The organism is Microbacterium sp. NPDC055521, from assembly GCF_053619695.1.
This window is the reverse complement of sequence record NZ_JBSHJX010000010.1, coordinates 1-19,493: the sequence shown is the minus strand read 5'-3', so window position 1 is coordinate 19,493 and position 19,493 is coordinate 1. Positions and strand designations below refer to the sequence as shown.

Below are 19,493 nucleotides of genomic sequence, written 5' to 3'. Positions count from 1 at the left end.
CGACCCCGCCCGGGCATCCGGCGGCGACTCGCGTCAGATGCCGAGCGCCTGCTTCTCGAGCGCATCGCGGCGGGTGCGCTGCGCAGTGAGGACGAGAGTGGATGCCGTGGCCAGCGCGAGTCCGGCGCCGATGCTCACGACCCAGAGCCACACGTCGCCCGCGACGATACCCGCCCACTGCATGATCGTGTAGACCGTGGCGGTCGTGGCGGTCGCGATGGCCGGGGTGACGGCCACGCCGCGCAGCTGCCGCTGCGGCAGGAGGAAGTGCAGGGCGACACCCAGCGAGCACGCCGCGATCAGGGCGAGCAGGATGTACATGTCAGGCGAAGAAGCCGACGCGGCGGGACTCCTCGGTGCCCAGTTCGATGTAGGCGAGGTTCGCTGTCGGCACGATGTATGAGCTGCCCTTGGCATCGGTGAGGCTGATGTGGCTGGCGTTCTGCTCGAGAGCGGCGACCACCTGAGCGCGCACCTCGTCAGCGGTGCTGGAGGTGTCGAAGCTCAGCTCACGACCGGTGTTGATGATGCCGATGCGGATTTCCACGCGATCTCCTCAGGTTGGGCGAACACCGGCAACTCTACCGGCTGGCCCGACGGCCGGCGGGCGGGCGGCCGCGATTTCGCCGTGGGCGCACAGGCGCACCGTACCCGGCCTCGCCGCCCGGTGTCGGCGGGCCGCTATACCGTGGAGGCATGATCCCGGATGCCGCGCAGCTCGCCGTCGTGAACGGCGACGCCGCCGCATCCGGCGTCATCATCGGGGCGCCGGGCACGGGCAAGACGACCACGCTGATCGACCGGGTCGTGCATCTGCTCGCCACCGGTGTGACCGCCGACGAAATGCTCGTGCTCACACCCAGCCGCCAGGCGGCCACGGCACTGCGCGACAGGATCGGCGTGCTCGTCGACCAGGCGACGCCGGGTCCGCTCGCGCGCTCGCTCGGGTCGTTCGCCTTCCAGCTCGTGCGCGGAGCGATGGTGCACGCCGGGCACGAGCCGCCCGCCCTGCTCACCGGCGCCGACCAGGACCGCATCCTCGCCGATCTGCTCGCCGGCGACGCAGAGGACGGGACACGTCGCTGGCCCGACTCGCTGAGCCCGGCGGTGCGGGCGTCGAAGGGGTTCCGCTCCGAGCTGCGTGCCTTCCTCGCCGAGTGCACCGAGCTCGGCATCCGGCCCGGCGAGCTCGCCGGCTCCGATCGCGAGGTCTGGCGCGCCGCCGACGACTTCCTCTCCGAATACCGCGATGTGATGGGCGGCATGCGCGTCGCGCATCGCGATGTGCCCGAGCTGCTCGCCGAGGCCACCGCGATCCTGCACACGGCGCAGCCCGTGGCACTCGGCCCGCTGGCCCGGCTGCGCGTCGTGCTGATCGACGACGCCCAGGAGCTCACCCGCGGGGGAGTGCGGCTGGTGCGGGCGCTGCGCGCGCGCGGCGTCGCGGTGCTCGCGTTCGGCGACCCCGACATCTCGTCGGGTGCCTTCCGCGGTGCCAGCCCGCAGCTGTTCGCCGAGCTCGCGCGGGTGCTGGGCGACGTGCGCGTCCTCGACGCCGCGCACCGCCAGAGTTCCGCGCTGACCGCGCTGACCCGCACCGTCACGCAGGCCATCGGCGTCGCCGGCCGCGTCGACCACCGGCGGGCGCCCGAGGCGAGTGACGGCGCGGGGGTGCGCACCCTCATCGCGCCGTCGCCGCACGAGGAGGTCGACCGCATCGCGGGCGTGCTGCGCGACTGGCACCTCAGCGACGGGATCCCGTGGAGCAACCTCGCCGTCATCGCGCACGACACCCGCCAGATCGTCATGCTCGAAGCGGAGCTGGCTGCCCGCGAGGTGCCGACCAGAGCGGCCGGCGTGCCGCGTCCGCTGGGCAGCGAGGGCATCGTGCGCGAGATCGTCGAGATCGTGCGGCTCGGACTGACGCCACCCGACGAACGTCCCTCCGAGCTTCTCGCCGAGACCCTCACCTCGCCGTTCGGTGGTCTCGACGCGGTCGGCCTGCGCCGGCTGCGCGCGCGGCTGCGGCACGTCGAACTCGAGCAGGGCGGGTCGACACCGGCACGCGAACTGCTCAGAGAGGCGATGCAGTTCCCGCACCTCTTCGACCGGGTGGACGCGCCCGAGGCGAGGGTCGCCCAGCGGTTCGCCGATACCCTGCGGATGCTGCACGACGAAGGGGCCGCGGGACGCACCATCCATGAGCTGCTGTGGACCGTGTGGGATCGCGCGCGCTCGATCGGCGGCGGCTCGCTGCAATCCGCCTGGCGCGTGGCGGCGGACCAGCCCGGCGGCGCCGAGATCTCGCGCTCGCTCGACAGCCTGGTCGCGCTCTTCGACGCCGCGAAGCGCTTCGTCGAGCGCACGCCGAACGAGAAGCCGGCGCTGTTCATCCGCGACATCCTCGACAGCGAGGTGCCCGAAGACACCTTGTCGACACCCGACCGGCCGGGGCTCGTAACGCTGCTGACACCGGCGACCGCCCTCGGCACCGAGTTCGAGGCGGTCGTCGTCGCGGGGGTGCAGGACGGCATCTGGCCGAACGTCCGCCTGCGCGGCGGCATGCTCGAGACGTGGCGGCTGGGCGAGGCGATCTCGGCCGCCCGCGCCGGCGAGCCCGAGACGGTGCCCGGCGTGCTCGATCGGCGCCGGGCCGCGCTGCACGACGAGCTGCGCCTCTTCGTGCGCGCGATCTCGCGGGCGCGCACGCGGCTCGTCGTCTCGGCGGTCGATGACGACGACATGACGCCGAGCCCGTTCTTCTCGTTCCTGCCGGCGCCGCCGCCGTACGAGGAGGACGAGGTGCGCTTCGCGCACCCGCTGACGCTGCGCGGGCTCGTCGCCCGCCATCGGCGCGCGCTGACGACCTCGACCGACCCCGCGGAGCGCGCGTTCGCGGCAGGACAGCTGCGGATCCTCGCCGACGAGGGCGTGCCGGGCGCGCACGTCGACGACTGGTACGGGGTCACCGAGAGATCCAGCACGACACCGCTGCGGGATCTGCAGGCCGCTCCCGTGCGGGTGTCACCCTCCCGGCTCGAGGCCTTCGAGGAGTGCGGGCTGAACTGGGTCGTGTCCTCGCTCGGCGGCGACAGCGTCATGCCGCCCTCGGCGGGCATCGGCACGATCGTGCACGAGGTGATGGAGAGGGTGCCCGACGGCGACCCCGACGCCATGCGTGCCATCATCGACGAGCACTGGCCTGAGCTGGACTTCGAGACCGCGTGGATCGGCCGGAAGGAGCGCCGTCGCGCCGACCTGTACCTCGAGCGGCTGCGTGCGTATCTGGCAGAGGTGTCGCGAGACGGCGGCCGGGTGGTGGGTGCGGAGGCGGCGTTCCGGTTCACCGTCGATCTCGACAGCGGGGCCGTGCTCGCGGATGACGGCGGCGATGCGGTGAGCGCACACGGCGACGAGACGGGCACGGGGGCGAACGCCGCATCCCCGCGGGCGCTGGTCAGCGGCGTCATCGACCGCGTCGAGGTGTACCCCGCCGGGGCGGGCGAGCACGATGCCGCCCGAGGCCAGAAGTGGGAGCGGATGAGCGGAGAGGGCGAGCGGGTCGTCGTGGTGGATCTGAAGACCGGCAAGTACGAACCCGACACCGAGGCGAACGTGCGCGAGCACGCGCAGCTCGCCGCGTACCAGATCGCGGTGCAGGAGGGTCTGCTCGAGGGGGCACCCGCGGACTCGCTCGCCGGTGCCCGGCTGGTCATCGTCTCGAAGACCGTCGGCAAGGCGCAGTACCGCGTTGCGCATCAGCACACGCTCGGCGACGAGGCGCGCACGGCGTTCCTGCAGCGGGTCACCGCCGCGGGTCGTGGAATGGCCGCCAGCAGCTTCACCGCGCAGGTCGAGGCGCACTGCGCAGACACCCAGGTGCGGGTCTCGCCCTGCCACATCCACACCGTCCCGGCGGTGAGCTCATGACCGCGGGCGGCACCCTGGCCGGCACGGCCACGATCTCCGCCGAGACCATCGCGCTGGCGCTCGGCCTCCCCGTGCCCACCGACGCTCAGCAGCGGGTTATCGAAGCCCCGCCCACCCCGGCGCTCGTCGTCGCAGGGGCCGGCAGCGGCAAGACCGAGACGATGTCCGGTCGCGTGGTCTGGCTCGTCGCGAACGGCAGGGTGCGCCCCGACGAGGTGCTCGGTCTGACCTTCACACGCAAGGCCGCGGGTGAACTGGCTGAGCGCATCGGCATCCGGCTCGAGATGATCGATCACTTCGCCCGGCGCGGGCTTCTGCCGCACCTCGCCGAGATCGTCGCCGACGGCGCGCTGCGGCGGGTGCACGTCGCCGTCGCCGGCCCGCAGCGCGACGCGGTGCGGGTGCAGGTGCTCGACGAGCTCGCCGAGCAGTACGGCACGGGCTGGGACCCCCGCACGCCGCGCTCGGCGGAGGATCTCCTCATCCGCCCGCGGGTGTCGACCTACAACGCGTTCGCCGACAGCATCGTGCGCGAGCACGCGGCGCGCATCGGACGCGACCCCGAAGCTGCCATGCTCAGCCAATCGGCGTCGTGGCTGATCGCCCGCGCCGTCGTGCTGCGCGCCGACATCCCCGACCTCGAAGAGATCGACCGGTCGCTCGGCGGCGTCATCGACGCCGTGCAGAAGCTCGCCGCCGAGGTGCTCGACCACCGTGCCGACCTCGATGCCGTCGAGCGCATCGCCGCCGAGCAGGCGGCCGCGTTCGAGCCGTACCGCACGAGTCGCGACGTCGACACCGCGGCACTGAATCTGCGCAGCATCCCGGTGCTCGCCCGCCTCGTGCGCGACTACATGGCTGAGAAGCAGCGCCGCGGGGTGCTCGACTTCGCCGACCAGGTCGGCGGGGCCTTCGACATCGTCGAGAGCGCGCCGGACGTGCGCGCCGACCTGCGCGAACAGCATCGCGTCGTGCTGCTCGATGAGTACCAGGACACCTCGGTCATCCAGACCCGGTTCCTCGCCGCTCTGTTCCGTGACAGCGCGGTGATGGCGGTCGGCGACCCGCACCAGTCGATCTACGGCTGGCGCGGTGCGAGCGCCGACAACCTGTACGCGTTCAGCCGTGCGTTCGCCCACGACGAGCCCGCTACGACGTACAGCCTGATGACGAGCTGGCGCAATGACACACGAATCCTCGACGTCGCCAACCGCGTGCTCGAGCCCCTGGCGCGGGCGGGCCTCGACGTGCCGGCTCTCGCGCCGCGCCCCGGCGCCGGTCACGGCCGCGTCGAGGTGCTCTTCCCGCACACCGTCGACGATGAGGCCGCGCAGGTCGCCGAATGGTTCGCAGCCCGGCGGCGCGAGCACGAGCGGTCCGACCCGGGTCGCGCGCACACCGGCGCGATCCTGTTCCGCTCGAAGCGCCACATGCAGACTTTCGCCGCCGCGCTGGCTCGCGAGGGCATCCCCCACCGCATCCTCGGACTCGGCGGGCTGCTGTCGACCCCGGAGGTGGTCGACGTCGTATCGATGCTGCGGGTGATCCACGACCCGACGGCGGGCTCGGCTCTGATCCGCCTGCTCGTCGGACCCCGGTTCGCGATCGGCGTCGCCGACATGGCGGCGCTCTACGACCTCGCGACCGCGCTCGCCGGACGCGATGCCGATCTGTCTCCGCTCTCCGACGAGGTGCGGCAGCGGCTGCGCGCGTCTCGCGGAGCCGACGAGGCCGTGTCGATCGTCGACGCCGTCGACTTCCTGCGCGCCGCTCCCGACGACTACCGTCTGATCTCGGCGATCAGCCCCGAGGGACGTCGACGGATGCGCGCGGCGGGAGAGATCCTCGAACGGCTGAGACGGTCGGCGGGCCTGCCCATCCCGGAGCTCATCCGCCTGATCGAGCTCGAGCTGCGACTCGACATCGAACTCGCTGCGAACGAATCGCGCGGCCCCGCTCGGATCGCCGCCACGCAGCTGCGCGCCTTCGCCGACGAGGTGCGCGCGTTCCTCAGCGCCGACGACCGCGGCACGATCGGAAGCCTGCTGGCCTGGCTCGACAAGGCCGAGAGCACCGACGAGCTCATGCCGCGGCCCGAACCGCCCGAGCCCGGTGTGGTGCAGCTGCTCACCATCCACGGCTCGAAAGGACTCGAGTGGGATGCGGTCGCGGTCGTGCGGCTCGTCGACGGCGAACTGCCGGGGCGCCCGCAGGACACCGCCGGATGGTTCGGATTCGGGGTGGTCCCGTTCGCGCTGCGCGGCGACCGCGACGCGCTGCCGGTCTTCCGCTGGGACCCGCAGGCCGAGATGGAGGCCGCAGGCGACCTCCCCGCGAAACGGCACAAGGCCGCGCTCGACGCGCTCGCCGCGGGCGTGACGAAGGCGTACCCGAACGGCGGGGCGCTGCGCCGGTTCAAGAACGAGTACCGCGACTACCAGCAGCAGGAGGAGCGCCGGCTCGCCTATGTGGCGTTCACCCGTGCCCGTAGCGACCTGCTGCTCTCCGGTGCGCACTGGGCGGGTCAGGTGAAGCCACGCCAGGCCAGCCCGTACCTGCTCGACGCGATCGACGTGCTCGGTCTTGATCCGATCACCGACGTCGACCCCGACGACAACCCGTACGACGGTCCGGGCATGACCCGATCGTGGCCGATGGATGCCCTGGGCGACCGCCGCCCCCGCGTCGCCGCTGCCGAGCACGAGGCGCGCGCCGCCCTGGCCGATCCGGTGCGGCCCGAGCCCACCGAGCAGCTGAGACGGCTGCTCGTCGAGCGCGCGGCACGGCAGCGGGGCGCCCCCGCCGAGGTGCCCACACGCGTTCCGGCATCCCGGTTCAAGGACTGGGTCACCGACTATCGCGGCACCCTGCGCGACCTGGGACGGCCGATGCCCGAGCGGCCGTACACGCAGACCCGCATCGGCACCCTGTTCCACGCCTGGGTCGAGCACCGCTCAGGACTGGTCGGTGCGAGCTCCACCGCCGAGAGCGCACTCTGGGAGCTCGACGACGGTGCAGACACGGCACCCGCGGCCCATCTCGGCAGCGACGACGAACGTGCCCTCGCCGAGCTGCGCACGGTGTTCGAGCGCAGCGAGTGGGCGCCCCTGCAGCCGATCGCCGTCGAGATCGAGATCGACTTCGCGTTCGGTGAAGCAGAAAGGGCGGCCGAGGGGGGCGGCCACATCGTCATCTGCAAGCTCGATGCCGTCTACCGCCGTGAGGACCGCGGCGGGCGCATCGAGATCGTCGACTGGAAGACCGGCCGGGCACCGCGCACGGCCGGCGAGCGCGAAGAGCGGATGCTGCAGCTGGCGCTCTACCGGCTCGCCTACCACCGGCGGTTCGGCGTGCCGCTGGAGGAGATCGACGTGGCGCTGTTCTACGTCGCGGACGATTTGGTCATCCGCGATGACCGCATCTACTCGGAGTCGGACCTCGTCCAGCGCTGGAGCGCTGCGCGGGCGGCCCGCTGAGCCTCGTCGGAGTCAGATTCGGAGTCGGCGTCGGATTCGGAGTCGGCGGATGCCGGCTGATCCGAGTCCCCCGCGCCTCCGGCGTCCCGCGGCGCCGCCTCGCCGTCGGCGGTCGTCACGGAGCCGCCGACGGCGCTGCGCGTCGATCCGCGCACGCCGGTGATGTCGGTGAGATCCTGCGTGGGCTCCTCCCACGACGCGTGGACGGGGCCGGTCGGTGCGTCCGCGCGGGGTTCCTCCTCGTCGGCCGGCGAATCGGGCCGTGTCGCTTCGCGATCATCGCCCCCCTCATCCGGATCGGCCTCGTGCCAGAGGTCCTCGGGACGGTACGCGTCGGTCTGCATCGACGTGTCGATGTCGCTCGAGGCGGTGGCGGGCACGCGGTCGAGCACGTCGAGAGCCGAATCGACACCGCCGGTGTACGTCGAGGCCACACGCAGATCATCGCCGCGCAGACCAGAGCTGAGCGACTCCAGCAGGGCGGCGGCGTCGTCGACGATGTCGGGCCGACGCAGCTCGTCGCCGTGCACGAGCCAGCGGGCGAATTCGAGCTCGGCGTGCAGGCGGGCTCGCGCCCGCAGTGCGTCGTCGGCCGCACGCTGCGACGCGGCGGCGTAGGTGGCCAGCACGTCCGGTGCGGCATCCGGGGCGCCGGACAGCCAGCCGAGGTCTTCGGCAGGGTCGCCGACCGAGAGCCCCCGCCAGCCGAGCACCGCGACCACCTGCGGACCGTCGTGCGGGTCGTCTTCGAACAGGAACGAAAGTGCCTGGATGCCGCCCAGGGTCACGGCGCTCTCGAAGTGCCACAGGTCGTCATCGGCGACCGCACTCCGCCAGCGCGCGCTGAGACGTGCCGGCACCCGGCCGGTCGCCGACGCCCGGTCGACCAGCTGGCCGGTCTCGGCGCGCACCGCGGCGGCATCGCGCACGCTGAGGCCGGCTGCGCGCACGACCGATGGCGGCAGGGCGTGCACGGCGGCGATCGCGTGAGCGATCGACACGGCCGCACCGCGTCCGGCGGGCAGGTGGGCGGCCTCGACCTGGAAGCCGGGCATGAGATCGGTGACCAGCGCACGTGCCTCGCCGACGCGCGTCTCGCCCATCGCGGTGGGCACGCGGAAGGGCAGCATCTCCCTGGCGCCGGCGGTCAGGGCGCGTAGCGCGAGCGCCTCTTCGGCGAGCTCGATGGCGGCCGCGTCATCGGCGGCGACCCGGATCACGAGCTCGCTGCCGTCGGCGAGTGTGGCGATGGCCGAGTCGAACCTCCCGTCGCCGTCCGCGGTCAGAGCGCGAGCGCCCGTGACCTCCGCCCCGGGCACAGCGGCCGTGACCGCCGCCACTAGAGTGAAAGGAGAGCGTGCCATGCTCCCCAGCGTAGGTCTGCCCCCGCGCGGTTTGCGTCCACGCCACGCGAGTGCCGCGGCATACGTCGCGTTCCGGGAGGCGACGCACGAGAGCAGGAGGACGCATGAGCACCAGGTCCGACATCCTCGACAGGGCCGCTGAGCTGCGCCCAGAGCCCGGCGTCATCGATCGGCTGCGAGCCGAGGAGGCGACCCGGGTCGTCGTCGTGCGCGACCGTCGCCTCCGGGTCTCCGGCGGGGCCGTGGTGCGGGTCGGCGCCGCCGAGGTGGGCGACGCCGACTGGGCGCTGCTGGGGCGGGATGCCGATGGCGCGGCCCTGCTGCTGGCATCCGTCCCGCCACAGCGTGACAGCATCGACGCGGCACCGGAGGAGACGTGGTTGGGGCTGCGCGATGTCGGCGGTCTGCTCGAGCCCTTCGAAGCCGAGATCTTCGTGACCGCGGTCGCGGTGGCCGCGTGGCTGGTCGATGTGCGGCACTGCAGCCGCTGCGGAGGGGTGCTCGAGCTTCGCAGCGCCGGCTGGTCGCGGCATTGCTCAGCCTGCGACTCGGATCACTTCCCGCGCACCGACCCCGCGGTGATCGTCGCGGTCGAGAGCCCGGACGGCGAGCGGCTGCTGCTGGGCGCCAACGCCGCGTGGCGCGGCACCATGTACTCGTGCTTCGCCGGCTTCGTGGAGGCGGGGGAGTCGATGGAGTCGACCGTGCACCGTGAACTCGCTGAGGAGGCGGGGGTGCGCCTGCGCGAGCTGCGCTACGTCTCGTCGCAGCCCTGGCCGTACCCGCGCTCGCTGATGGTCGGCTTCCGCGCCGTCGCCGCCGATGAGAGCGCGACGGCCGACGGCGAGGAGATCATCGACGTGCGCTGGCTGACGCGCGACGAGATCGGACGCGCGCTCGGCGGCGACGGCCCCGTCGGGCTGCCCAGCCGATCATCGATCGCCCGCCGACTCATCGAGGACTGGCACCGGGGTGAGGGGGTGTGAGCGCCCTGGACGCCCTCGACGACCGTCAGCGGGAGGCGGCCTCGGTGCTGCGGGGCCCCGTCGCCGTGCTCGCCGGCGCGGGAACGGGCAAGACGCGCGTCATCACGCACCGCATCGCGCACGGCGTCGACACGGGTGCCTACTCGCCCCAGCGCGTGATGGCGGTGACCTTCACCGCGAAGGCCGCCGGAGAGCTGCGCGGGCGCCTGCGCGCCCTCGGCGTCGGCGGCGTCGCCGCGCGCACATTCCACGCGGCGGCCCTCAAGCAGCTGAACTTCTTCTGGCCCACCGTCGCGGGTGATTCCGCGCCCTCGCTCATCGACAACAAGGTGCGGATGCTCGGGCAGGCGGCCGACGCGATGCGGCTGCGCCCGAGTACGGCGACGCTGCGCGACATCGCCTCCGAGATCGAGTGGCGCAAGGTCTCGATGCTGTCGATCGAGCAGTACGCCGAGCGGGAGCGGCCGATCAGCGGCATCCGCCCCGAGCAGCTGATCGAGCTGCAGGGCGCCTACGAGGCGCTGAAGGACGAACGGCGCCAGCTCGACTTCGAGGACGTCCTGCTCGCCTGCGCGGGCATGCTCGAGGCCGAGCCCCGGGTGGCCGCCGCCGTGCACGAGCAGTACCGGCATTTCACGGTCGACGAGTTCCAGGACGTGTCGCCCCTGCAGAACCGTCTGCTCGAGCTGTGGCTCGGCGATCGACGCGACATCTGCGTGGTGGGCGACGCCAGCCAGACCATCTACTCGTTCGCCGGGGCGCAGCAGCGCTACCTGCTCGAGTTCGAGCGCCGGTTCAGTGACGCGACCGTCGTGCGGCTCGAGACGAACTACCGCTCGCAGGGGCCGATCCTCACCGCCGCGAACGCGCTGATGAAGGGGCGGCCCGGTGCGCTGGCCCTGGAACCGGCGGGCGCGCCCACGGGCGACGAGGAGCCGCCCACCGTGACGGCCTACGACAGCGAGACCGACGAGGCGGCGGGCATCGCCGACAACATCGTGCGCCGCATCGCCGGCGGCGCCGCGGCCTCGGACATCGCCGTCCTCTATCGCGCGCACGCCCAGTCGGCCGTGCTGCAGCAGGCGCTCGCCGCGCGCGGCGTCGCCGCAAGCGTTCTGGGCGGCACGCGCTTCTTCGACATGCCCGAGGTCCGCCAGGCGGTGCTCGCGCTGCGGGGGGCCGCGGTCGCGCCGACGGATGCCGGTTTCCTGCCGACCGTTCGCGACGTGCTGCGCGGCCTCGGCCTCACCGACGAGCCGCCGCAGGCCGGCGGTGCGCAGCGGGACGGGTGGGAGGCACGCCGCGCGATCCTGCGTCTGGCCGAGGAGGCACAGCCCGGCACGACGCTGCGCGTCTTCGCAGACGATCTGATGGCGCGGGCGAAGGATCAGCACGAGCCGACCCTGCAGACCGTCACCCTGTCGACCCTGCACGCGGCGAAGGGCCTGGAATGGCCGCACGTGCTGCTGGCCGGGTGGGCGGAGGGCTCTCTGCCGATCTCCTACGCGACGACGTTCGAGAACATCGACGAGGAGCGCCGTCTGGCCTACGTCGGCATCACGCGAGCCGCGCGAACCCTGGCGGTGTCGTGGGCGCGGTCAGCGGGGCGGGGGGAGAGGTCTGCGTCGCGCTTCCTGGCGGAGATCGGAACGACAGCTCGCGGCACGGGCATTCTGCGTGATGTCGCACCGACCGCCAGGCGTGCCGCCCGTCGGGGCTGACCCGCACCGTCAGTCCTGCTGAGGGTGTCGGGGTGCGCAGGATGCGTGCCGCGAGTGACGCGGCGTGGGCGATGCGCGCCGAGGTCACCTGCGTCGTCGTGCCCACGAGCTGCGCATGCATGCGCGGCCATGCCTCGTCGCGGTCGCGCTCGTGCGCGTCGCGACACGACAGGCACGGTGTGTGCCCCGGCACGACGAGGGGTCCGATCACCGCGGCGTCCTGCTCGAAGCCGATCGGAAGGTGCGGCAGGTCGTCGCGCAGGTATGAGGCGAGCTGCAGGGCGGCCGCGGCTCCGCCGACCATGACCACGGCCACCGCACCGGGGGAGCGGGGGTCTGCCTCGTCGAGTCCCTCGTCGATCAGAGACTGGCGGAGCCGTTCCTGCCCCCGCCCGTCGGCGAGGTTGATGCCGTCGGCCCAGAACGGCGGCGCCGGCAGCGCGTCCTCGACGAGCAGCGGACGCAGGGCCGCCAGCATCCGCCGTGCGTCGCGACGCGGTGCGCCGACGCCGTGCGCGATCACATCGAAGGAGCTGATGCGGATGCCCGCGCGCAGCCGATTCAGCAACGGCTCGACCCAGGAGCCTGCGACGTCGAGGCGCACGACGTCCTCCAGGCCGAACTGCACCGTGTCCTCATCGCGCCAGAGCAGCGGATAACGCGGGTCCAGACGGGTCAACGTCGTCGGCGTCATCGGGCTCATGCCCTGATTGTGCGCCGATGCGAGCCGTCTGCGGGGCGGAGAACGACGATCTGTGGACGGATCGGGCGCTTCGGCGACTGTGCAGGATCAGTCCCGCAGCTCCCGATCTCCCGCGAAAGACGCGCCGTCAGACCGGTCGGTCGCCCTCGGGACGATCACCCTCGGGTCGGTCACCCTCGGGGGAGTCCTTTCCGAAGTCCTCGCCGTCGAGCAGGCGTGCGAGCGCCTCGTCGAGCTCGTCCGCCACCGGCGTCTCCCCGCGCTGCAGTGCCTCCAGGCGCGCGATGAGCGCCGACGGGTCGTCGATGTCCGAGGCGAGCGGCATGATGTCGGGGTAGTCCCACAGGGCATCTCGCTGGGCGATGCCGACCGCATCCGTGACCGACCGCCACATCGCCGACGCCTCGCGCAGGCGCCGCGGGCGCAGCTTGAGCCCGACGAGTGCACCCAGGGCGTCTTCGGCGGGGCCGCCCACCGCACGGCGCCGGCGGGCCGCCTCGGCCAGCCGCGGGCCGTCGGGCAGGCGCGAGGTCGCCTCCTCGGTGACCACGTCGACCCAGCCGTCGATCGTGGCGATCAGGTTCTCGAGGCGGGCGAGCGCCTCGCGCTGCGCGTCGGTCTGCGCCGGAAGCAGCGCACCGCCCTCGATCGCCGCGCGCAGCTCTTCGGGGTTGGTCGGGTCGAGCCGGGATGCCAGGTCGTCGAGCACCTCGACGTCGACCGTCACCCCACGGGCGAAGTCGGTGATCTGCGAGAGCACGTGCAGGTGCAGCCACTTCGCGTGGCGGTACAGCCGGGCGTAGGCGAGCTCGCGCACGGCCAGGTACAGCGCGATCTGGTCTTCCGGGATCTCGAGGCCCTCACCAAAATCGGCGATGTTCTGCGGGATCACGGCGGCTGTTCCGGCGGGGAGCACGGGGATGCCGACGTCGCCGCCCGAGACGACCTCGAGCGAGAGCCGACCGAGCACCTGCCCGAACTGGGCGGCGAACAGCGACGCACCCAGGCCCCGCATCAGCTGCCCTGCGCCCTGCACCATGCTCTGCATCTCGGGCGGAACCTGCGTCTCGAGGGCGCCGGTGAGGGCATCCGCGATCGACGTCGACACGGGGTCGGCGATCTCCTTCCAGACCGGCAGGGTCTTCTCGATCCACTCCCCGCGGGTCATCGCCTGCGGCGCCGAGGCGAGCTCTGAGATCGTCGTCGCCTCGCCGAGCCACAGGTTCGCCAACCCGAAGGCATCCGCGAGCGACGCGCGCGAGCCGTCGGCGATGCCGAGACCGTCACGGTTCGCGATGTGCAGCGCACTCTGCCTGGCGCTCTGCCACGGGTCGCCGCCGAACATGCCCTGCAGCTGCGACATGAACCCGGACATCTGGGCCGGGTCGATCGACATCCCGCCCATTCCCGACAGGGCGTCGCGCAGCGCCTCCGGGTCCACCTGCCCACCCGACATCATGCGCCGGAGCATCTCTTCGAAGTCGGAAGGATCCCGATCGTCATCTGCCATGCGATAAGCCCTCTCAGCATGCCCGTAGCGTGTGCGCTCTACGCTAGTCACACGATCCTGTGCTCGTACCCGATGCGCCCGGATCGCTGTACGCCGCTCGCGAACGCCCCGGAGGTTCCGTGTCATCACGCCGCAGCAACGGCACGGTCACCGGCATCGTGGCGTTGAGCATCTCGCTGGTCGCGCTGGTCGCGCTCACCTTCGTGCCGACGCCGTACGTCATCCAGCGACCGGGACCGGTGTACGACACCCTCGGCACCGCTCGCAGCGCGGACGGCGACAAGGTGCCGCTGATCGAGATCGACGGCGCCAAGACCTACCCCACCGGCGGCACGCTCGATCTCACGACCGTGCAGGTGATCGGCAACCGCGAGCGCACTCCCACCTGGTTCGAGCTCGCCATGGCATGGACCGACCCGACGCGCGCCGTCGTGCCGATCGACACGGTCTTCCCGCAGGGCGTGAGCTCGAACGAGCGCGACGAGCAGAACGCCGCTCTGATGGTCGACTCGCAGCACGAGGCCACCGCGGCGGCGCTCACCGAGCTCGACTACGACGTCGGTGCGAAGGTGCGCGTCGTCGAGGCCGTCGCCGACAGCCCGGCAGACGGAAAGCTGCACGCCGACGATCTGGTCCTGGCGCTCGACGGCGAGGCGATCGACTCGGCCACCGGATTGCGGGATGCCATCCAGCAGGCCGAGGGAGCAGAGGTCACCCTCACGATCGAGCGCGACGGCAAGGAGAAGACCGTCGCGGTCACGCCCGAGAAGTCCACCGACGCCGAAGGCAAAGACGTGTGGCTGATCGGGATCTCCCTCACCACCGACTACGACTTCCCCGTCGACGTGCGGCTTCAGCTCGACAACGTGGGGGGTCCCAGCGCCGGCATGATGTTCGCCCTCGGGATCATCGACACGCTCACCCCCGGCGAGCTCAACGGCGGCGCAGACGTCGCCGGTACCGGCACCATCGACGCCGCGGGCACCGTCGGGCCGATCGGCGGCATCCGGCAGAAGCTGTACGGGGCGCGGGATGCGGGTGCGACCGTCTTCCTCGCGCCGGAGGGCAACTGCGACGAGGTCGTGGGCCACATCCCCGACGGCCTGAAGGTGTTCCGCACCGGCACACTGGAGGAATCGCTCGACATCCTCGAGGTGGTCGCCGAGGGCGGCGACACGTCAGCGCTTCCGGTCTGCACCGCGAAGCGCTGAGCCGCAGATGGGTTCCTGAGCTCGTCGAAGGACGCGCATCCGGGGCCGCGTCATAGGTGGCCTGCCTAGGATGGAACGGTGACCTCGACCTCAGCGCCGCAGCCGGCCACGCCCAGCACATCACGACGGATACTCGCGATCTCGGTGGCGATCATCGCTGCCATCATTGCGGCGTTCTTCGTGTTCTCCTCTCTCTACACCGAGTTCCTCTGGTTCGACCAGCTCGACTTCGCGTCGGTGCTGACCACCCAGTGGATCGCCACCGCCACGATGTTCGTGGTGGGCTTCCTCGGCATGGCGCTGCCGATCTTCCTTTGCATCCAGCTGGCGTACCGGCTGCGGCCCGTCTACGTGCGGCTCAGCTCACAGCTCGACCGCTATCAGGAGGTCATCGAGCCGCTGCGCCGCCTCGCGATGTGGGGCATGCCGGTGTTCTTCGGCGTGTTCGCCGGCTTCGCGGCCGCGGGCAACTGGAAGACCGTGTGGCTGTGGGCGAACGGCGTGACCACCGACGCCCTCGACCCGCAGTTCGGCGTCGACACCGGCTTCTACCTCTTCGCGATGCCCTTCTACTCGGCTCTGCTGGCCTTCGCGTCGGCCGTGCTGCTGCTCTGCCTCGTGATCACCGCTCTCGTGTCGTACCTCTACGGCTCGGTGCGCATCGGGCAGCGCGAGCTGCGCATCTCGAAGCCGGCGCGCATCCAGCTGGCCGTGCTCGCCGGGCTCTACCTCGCCGTCCAGGCCGTGAGCCTCTGGCTCGACCGCTACCTCACGCTCGTGCAGCCCGAGGGTCGCATCACGGGTGCCGCGTACACCGGCGTCAACGCGACCATCCCGGGTCTCGCGATCCTGTCGATCATCGCCGCGGTCGTCGCGGTGCTCTTCCTCGTGACCGCCGTGATCGGCCGCTGGCGGTTCCCGCTTGCCGCCACCGCGCTGTTCGTGGTCGCGTCGCTGGTCGTCGGCATGGGATACCCGTGGGTCGTGACCACCTTCCAGGTGAAGCCCAACGAGAACGCCTACCAGGCCGAGTTCTACGACCGCAGCATCGAGAGCACCAAGGAGGCGTACGGCGTCGCCGACATGGAGGTCACACCGTTCGCCGCGACGACTGACACCGAGCCGGGGCAGCTGCGCGAGGACGCCGACACCACGGCATCCGTGCGCATCATGGACCCGTCGATCATCAGCCCGACGGTGCGCCAGCTGCAGCAGTACCGCTCGTACTACCAGTTCGCTCCCGAGCTCGACGTCGATCGCTACCAGATCGACGGCAAGTCGCAGGACACCGTCGTCTCGGTGCGCGACCTCGATCTGACCAAGCTCGGCGGCGGCGACAGCTGGAACAACCGCGCCGCGGTGTACACGCACGGCTATGGCCTCGTCGCCCTCGCCGGCAACCAGCGCACCAGCGACGGCGAGCCCGTGTTCCTTGAGCAGGGCATCCCCACCTCCGGCTTCCTCAGCGACACCGAGAAGTTCGAGCCGCGCGTGTACTTCGGCGAGTCCTCGCCGGAATACTCGATCGTCGGCGCGCCCAAGGGAACTGATCCGGTCGAGATCGACTACCCACGGGGTGAGGACGGCGCCAGCGACACGAAGACGACTTTCAACGGCGACGGCGGCCCGCGCATCGGCAACACGTTCGTGAAGCTGCTGTACGCGATGAAGTTCCAGTCCGAGCAGATCCTGTTCTCGAACCTGGTGAACCCCGAGTCGCAGATCCTCTACGACCGCGACCCGAAGAAGCGCGTCGAGAAGGTCGCGCCCTACCTGACCCTCGACAACGACCCGTACCCGAGCGTCGTCGACGGTCGCATCGTCTGGATCGTCGACGGCTTCACCACGAGCGCCAGCTACCCGTACTCGAAGACGGTGAGCCTGCGCGATGCCATCGCGGACTCCCGCACCCCGGCATCCGTGGTCTCGTTCGACAACATCAACTACATCCGCAACTCGGTCAAGGCGACGGTCGACGCGTACGACGGGTCGGTGAAGCTGTACGCGTGGGACGACGAGGACCCGATCCTCAAGGCCTGGCAGAAGGTGTACCCGTCGACCGTCGAGCCGATCAGCGAGATGTCGGGCGACCTGATGAGCCACGTGCGCTACCCGACCGACCTGTTCAAGGTGCAGCGCGACGTGCTCGGGGTGTACCACATCGACGACGCACGCTCGTTCGCGCAGGAGGACAACCGCTGGCAGACCCCGGACGACCCGCGCGCCAAGGACCGCCTGCAGCCGCCGTACTACCTGTCGATGAAGATGCCGGGCCAGGATGAGCCGCGCTTCTCGATGTTCTCGACCTTCATCCCCGCCGCGCAGCAGGGTGAGAGTCGTGAGGTGCTGATGGGCTACCTCGCCGTCGATTCGGACGCCGGCAACAAGAAGGGCGAGAAATCCGACGGCTACGGCAAGCTGCGCCTGCTGGAGATCGACACCAACACCACGGTTCCCGGCCCCGGTCAGGTGCAGAATACGTTCGACTCCGACACCGAGATCGCCAACAAGCTGAACGTGCTGACGCTCGGCAAGTCGGACGTCAAGTACGGCAACCTGCTGACCCTTCCGGTGGGCGGCGGACTGCTGTACGTGCAGCCGGTCTTCGTGCAGTCGTCCGAGGGGACCAAGCTGCCGAACCTGCGCAAGGTGCTTGTCGCGTTCGGCGACCGGGTGGCCTTCGAGGACACGCTCACCGAAGCGCTCGACGTGCTCTTCGGCGGCGACGCGGGAGCCGCGGGCGGTGACGGCGACGTGGAGCCCACCGATCCCGAGACGCCCGCTGATCCGGATGCCCCGGCCGACCCGGATCAGGGGAGCACGCCGCCCGCCGGCGAGACGCTGACCGCGCTCGAGGAGGCACGTGCCGCGCTGTCGGCCCGTGAGGCCGCGCTGAAGTCCGGTGACCTCGAGCGCTTCGCCGCCGAGGACAAGAAGCTCACCGCCGCCATCGAGAAGCTGCTCGCTCTCGAGGACGAGGCCGCGAAGAAGTAGAGCCGACAGCAGAAGGAGGGCATCCCGGCGGGGTGCCCTCCTTCTGCGTCCCCGCCCTCTGGCGCCGCGACGATTCCGCACGCACAATGGGTGCACCGGATACTTCGAGGAGGCGATCGCGATGCGAGCAGCAGCGGGTTCGAGGATCGTGATCCACGGCGCGCACGTCGACAGTGCCGAGCGTCGCGGTGAGGTGCTCGAGGCGCGGGGCGAAGACGGCGGGCCGCCGTACCTGGTGCGCTTCGACGATGGCGGTGAGTCGCTGATCTTCCCGGGCCCGGATTGCGAGCTCGAGCACGCACCGTCAGGCCCCGACGCGCCGTGACACACCCGGGGGGCACCCCTCGATTGGCCCTCTCCCCGAAGCCGTGTTAGGCTTTCTGATGTGCCGCGGGGTGGAGCAGTTCGGTAGCTCGCCGGGCTCATAACCCGGAGGTCGCAGGTTCAAATCCTGTCCCCGCAACAAGAAGAAGGCCCGGTCCGCAAGGATCGGGCCTTCTGCATGTCGGCCCTTGTCCGCCTCTTGTCGCCCGGTGCGCAGCCGGGCATGATCGGCGCGGTCGCCCAGTTCTTCCTGCCGTACACGCGCCGCGTCGAAGCCGAGCTCAGCGCGTTCTCGCGCGAGCGTCGTGGTGTGCGCATGGTCCTCACCGAACCCGAGACTCGAACGCGCGCACCGCGGGAGTGAGGGAGGATGGCAGCATGACCGCAGCCGCTCCTCTCGTCGCCGTGTGCCAGTTCGCTCCGGATGCCTCACCCGAGCGCAACCGCGAGCGGATCGCCGTGCTCGTCGCCGCCGCCGCACAGCGCGGAGCGGACGTCGTCGTGCTGCCGGAGTACTCGAACTACTTCACACCCGAGATGGACGATGCCCTCGCGCCCAACGCCGAGAGCCTCGACGGCGCGTTCGTCGAGACGCTGCGCGCGCTCGCCGCCGAACGCGAGCTGGTCGTCGTCGCCGGGATGGTCGAGACCGCCGACGCCGGTCGGGTGCACAACACCCTCGTCGCGGTGTCGGATGCCGGTGTGCAGGCCGTGTATCGCAAGCAGCATCTGTATGACGCGTTCGGGCAGCGGGAGTCGGACTGGATCGAGGCGGGAGAGCTCGGCGACGCGGCCGTGTTCGAGGCCTGTGGCCTGCGGTTCGGGCTGATGACCTGCTACGACCTGCGCTTCCCCGAGGTGGCGAGGACTCTGGTGGACGCCGGGGCGGATGCCCTGATCGTCCCAGCCGAGTGGGTGCGCGGCCCCCTCAAGGAGCACCACTGGAACACGCTGCTCTCCGCTCGGGCCATCGAGAACACCGCGTACGTGATCGCGGCCGACCATCCGGCTCCGATCGGCGTCGGCTTCTCGCAGGTGATCGATCCGCAGGGCGTCGTCGTCGCCGGCGTCAGTGCGGGGGAGGGCGTGGCCGTGGCATCCCTCGACCCCGGCCTCATCGCCCGCACCCGCGAGACGAACCCGTCACTGCGGCTGCGACGCTACCGCGTCGTACCCCGCTGAACGCCCTCCCCCGCGCGCCCGATCGCGTACGAACCGGGGGCCGACACTCCAGATGTCGGACCGATCCGCGTGAAGCGTCCGACATCTGGAGC

General features: G+C 71.2%; 13 protein-coding genes and 1 tRNA gene. 10 read left to right on the top strand and 4 right to left on the bottom strand.

All coding sequences use genetic code 11. The annotated features are described in order from the left end of the window. Window positions 1-33: 33 nt before the first annotated feature. Both ACWGSM_RS10505 and ACWGSM_RS10500 read right to left on the bottom strand, forming a co-directional pair. A complete protein-coding gene (locus tag ACWGSM_RS10505; RefSeq protein ID WP_452322865.1) occupies window positions 34-321 on the bottom strand; it encodes a hypothetical protein in 288 nt (95 codons plus the stop codon). Between the two features lies 1 nt (window position 322). Next, a complete protein-coding gene (locus ACWGSM_RS10500) occupies window positions 323-547 on the bottom strand; it encodes a DUF3107 domain-containing protein (protein WP_452322864.1) in 225 nt (74 codons plus the stop codon). A gap of 149 nt (window positions 548-696) precedes the next feature. Here ACWGSM_RS10500 and ACWGSM_RS10495 point away from each other — a divergent pair, with 149 nt between their 5' ends. Together ACWGSM_RS10495 and ACWGSM_RS10490 are read left to right on the top strand one after the other, a co-directional pair. Then, window positions 697-3,930: an ATP-dependent helicase gene (locus ACWGSM_RS10495; protein ID WP_452322863.1), complete on the top strand. Its 3,234-nt coding sequence runs from the start codon at window positions 697-699 to the stop codon at window positions 3,928-3,930. Next, a complete protein-coding gene (locus tag ACWGSM_RS10490) occupies window positions 3,927-7,406 on the top strand; it encodes a UvrD-helicase domain-containing protein (protein WP_452322862.1) in 3,480 nt (1,159 codons plus the stop codon). The genes ACWGSM_RS10495 and ACWGSM_RS10490 overlap by 4 nt, the downstream gene beginning before the upstream one ends. Here the strand turns inward: ACWGSM_RS10490 and ACWGSM_RS10485 are convergent. After that, window positions 7,352-8,770, bottom strand: a complete 1,419-nt coding sequence (locus tag ACWGSM_RS10485) for a phosphotransferase (protein WP_452322861.1) — start codon at window positions 8,768-8,770, stop codon at window positions 7,352-7,354. The genes ACWGSM_RS10490 and ACWGSM_RS10485 overlap by 55 nt on opposite strands. Window positions 8,771-8,874: 104 nt before the next feature. Here ACWGSM_RS10485 and nudC point away from each other — a divergent pair, with 104 nt between their 5' ends. Both nudC and ACWGSM_RS10475 read left to right on the top strand, forming a co-directional pair. Continuing rightward, a complete protein-coding gene (gene nudC / locus ACWGSM_RS10480; protein WP_452322860.1) occupies window positions 8,875-9,756 on the top strand; it encodes an NAD(+) diphosphatase in 882 nt (293 codons plus the stop codon). Beyond that, entirely contained in the window at window positions 9,753-11,477 is a 1,725-nt protein-coding gene (locus tag ACWGSM_RS10475) for an ATP-dependent helicase (protein WP_452322859.1), read from the top strand. The genes nudC and ACWGSM_RS10475 overlap by 4 nt, the downstream gene beginning before the upstream one ends. An 830-nt stretch (window positions 11,478-12,307) precedes the next feature. Here the strand turns inward: ACWGSM_RS10475 and ACWGSM_RS10470 are convergent. Further along, window positions 12,308-13,690, bottom strand: a complete 1,383-nt coding sequence (locus ACWGSM_RS10470) for a zinc-dependent metalloprotease (RefSeq protein WP_452322858.1) — start codon at window positions 13,688-13,690, stop codon at window positions 12,308-12,310. Between the two features lie 119 nt (window positions 13,691-13,809). Here ACWGSM_RS10470 and ACWGSM_RS10465 point away from each other — a divergent pair, with 119 nt between their 5' ends. From ACWGSM_RS10465 to ACWGSM_RS10440, 6 genes are all read left to right on the top strand, one after another. After that, window positions 13,810-14,901 (top strand): YlbL family protein, encoded by a 1,092-nt coding sequence (locus ACWGSM_RS10465; protein WP_452322857.1) that lies wholly within the window; start codon window positions 13,810-13,812, stop codon window positions 14,899-14,901. 78 nt (window positions 14,902-14,979) lie between these two features. Next, window positions 14,980-17,895, top strand: coding sequence for a UPF0182 family membrane protein (locus ACWGSM_RS10460; protein ID WP_452322856.1), 2,916 nt, complete (start codon window positions 14,980-14,982; stop codon window positions 17,893-17,895). Between the two features lie 121 nt (window positions 17,896-18,016). Beyond that, window positions 18,017-18,220, top strand: a complete 204-nt coding sequence (locus tag ACWGSM_RS10455) for a DUF1918 domain-containing protein (RefSeq protein ID WP_452322855.1) — start codon at window positions 18,017-18,019, stop codon at window positions 18,218-18,220. A gap of 64 nt (window positions 18,221-18,284) precedes the next feature. After that, a tRNA-Met gene (locus ACWGSM_RS10450) sits at window positions 18,285-18,358 on the top strand. A 39-nt stretch (window positions 18,359-18,397) separates the two neighbouring features. Further along, complete coding sequence (locus ACWGSM_RS10445) at window positions 18,398-18,583, top strand: hypothetical protein (protein ID WP_452322854.1); 186 nt, start codon at window positions 18,398-18,400, stop codon at window positions 18,581-18,583. A gap of 14 nt (window positions 18,584-18,597) precedes the next feature. Continuing rightward, window positions 18,598-19,401, top strand: coding sequence for a carbon-nitrogen hydrolase family protein (locus ACWGSM_RS10440; protein WP_452322853.1), 804 nt, complete (start codon window positions 18,598-18,600; stop codon window positions 19,399-19,401). Window positions 19,402-19,493: the final 92 nt, after the last annotated feature.

Coding starts and splice junctions, on each gene's coding strand:
- ACWGSM_RS10505 (WP_452322865.1), bottom strand. CDS start 321: ATGTACATCCTGCTCGCCCTGATCGCGGCGTGCTCGCTGGGTGTCGCC.
- ACWGSM_RS10495 (WP_452322863.1), top strand. CDS start 697: ATGATCCCGGATGCCGCGCAGCTCGCCGTCGTGAACGGCGACGCCGCC.
- ACWGSM_RS10490 (WP_452322862.1), top strand. CDS start 3,927: ATGACCGCGGGCGGCACCCTGGCCGGCACGGCCACGATCTCCGCCGAG.
- ACWGSM_RS10485 (WP_452322861.1), bottom strand. CDS start 8,770: ATGGCACGCTCTCCTTTCACTCTAGTGGCGGCGGTCACGGCCGCTGTG.
- nudC (WP_452322860.1), top strand. CDS start 8,875: ATGAGCACCAGGTCCGACATCCTCGACAGGGCCGCTGAGCTGCGCCCA.
- ACWGSM_RS10470 (WP_452322858.1), bottom strand. CDS start 13,690: ATGGCAGATGACGATCGGGATCCTTCCGACTTCGAAGAGATGCTCCGG.
- ACWGSM_RS10455 (WP_452322855.1), top strand. CDS start 18,017: ATGCGAGCAGCAGCGGGTTCGAGGATCGTGATCCACGGCGCGCACGTC.
- ACWGSM_RS10445 (WP_452322854.1), top strand. CDS start 18,398: ATGTCGGCCCTTGTCCGCCTCTTGTCGCCCGGTGCGCAGCCGGGCATG.
- ACWGSM_RS10440 (WP_452322853.1), top strand. CDS start 18,598: ATGACCGCAGCCGCTCCTCTCGTCGCCGTGTGCCAGTTCGCTCCGGAT.